Origin of the sequence: Siphonobacter sp. BAB-5405 (assembly GCF_002872335.1) — a bacterium.
In the GTDB taxonomy this organism is placed as follows: domain Bacteria; phylum Bacteroidota; class Bacteroidia; order Cytophagales; family Spirosomataceae; genus Siphonobacter.
Map to the genome: position 1 here is coordinate 1 of NZ_NJAG01000128.1, position 1490 is coordinate 1490.

A 1490-nucleotide genomic window follows, 5' to 3' on the forward strand; every position below is an offset into this window, starting at 1 on the left:
GGATTTCAACTATGGAGCACCCATCGGCAATGGGTTTCAATTTCAACGTGGGTGGTTTTTACCGACTCGGTGAAGGTCCACGGACGGCGGGTTTCACCGCGAACAACGGCGGTCAGTCATTAAACTTGAACCTAGTACTAAAACTTCGCGATGGGTACGTTCGTCTGTACGCCAAGTATCTTAATGACCGGGCGGCTTCGTACATGCCCACGCCCCTCCAGGTAACCGGAACGAACAGCCGCCCTACTTATTCTGCCGTAGAAGGGTTCGATCCCAAGCACGGAGCCCTGCAAAGCCCTTACCTGCTGCACGATCTGGGTTTGGGCGTTAACGGAGCTTTACGTCAGGCCAACGTAGCCGATGGGATGCACCCGGTTTCTTCTTCCATTGGTGCGGAATTTAACTTTGATTTGGGAGAAAACTGGTCCATCGAAAACCGGGCCCGTTATTCACTCAACAAGGGTCGTTTCATTTCTCCCTTTCCGGCTACAGCGGGTAGTACCTCGGCGATGTTGAGTGCGATTGCCGGTGCTCAGGGCTGGAATCTGACGAATGCACGCCTCACGGATGCCGCCACGGGAGCTGCTTTTACGGGTAGCCAGGCGATGCTTATTCACATGTTTGACGTGGAGCTGAACAACTTCAATAATTTCGTTAACGACTTTAAACTCAAGAAGGATTTTGGAGCGGGTTCGGTAACGTTTGGTTTCTACAAAGCGTACCAGAATATCGCCATGTCCTGGCTCTGGAATTCTTATCTGACGACTTTATCAGGCAAGGGATTACGGCCACTGGATATTACGAATGCCAGCGGTACGAGACTGACGCAAAACGGCCAGTTTGCCTACGGTGTTCCGTTGTGGGGCAATCTTCAGCGAGATTATAATACGGCTTACAATATGTCCGCTCCTTACGTAAGTACCTCCTGGGAAGTTACGCCAGCCCTCAACGTGGATGCCAGTGTACGCTGGGATTTTGGCCGGGTTAACGGTACCTATAGCGGCGGAACCACCGTACGCAAGGATATGAACAATGATGGCGTCATTCTTGCCTCGGAAGAAAAAGTAGCCGCCATTGACTACGCCAGCACCAAGCCCGTCAACTATCGATACAACTACGGTTCGTTCTCGCTCGGAGCCAATTACAAGCTTCAGGATAATCAGTCCGTATTTGCCCGCTACAGCAGCGGTGCCACGACGAAAGCAGACCGCATTCTTTTCACCAACAACGTATTAGCGGACGGTAGCATCCGGGGTGTCAAAGATCAGATTGATCAGGCGGAGCTGGGCTACAAGGGAAATCTGGGCTTCGGGGGCTTATTCGTAACGGCTTTCTACTCCCGCGTGAACGAACAGGGTGGTTTTGAAGCCACTACCCAGCGAGTAATTGCCAACCACTACCGCTCGTTTGGTCTGGAGATTGAAACCATCGTCAAGCTGTCTACAGCCTTTAGTATCAATGCCAGTGCTACGCTGACCGATGCTAAAATT

General features: G+C 51.7%; 1 protein-coding gene. It reads left to right on the forward strand.

Translation table 11 applies throughout. The features are described 5' to 3' along the window. Positions 1-11 precede the first annotated feature (11 nt). Positions 12-1490, forward strand: a 1479-nt coding sequence (locus BWI97_RS26425; protein WP_158242874.1) for a TonB-dependent receptor domain-containing protein, incomplete at its 3' end; no start/stop codon positions are given.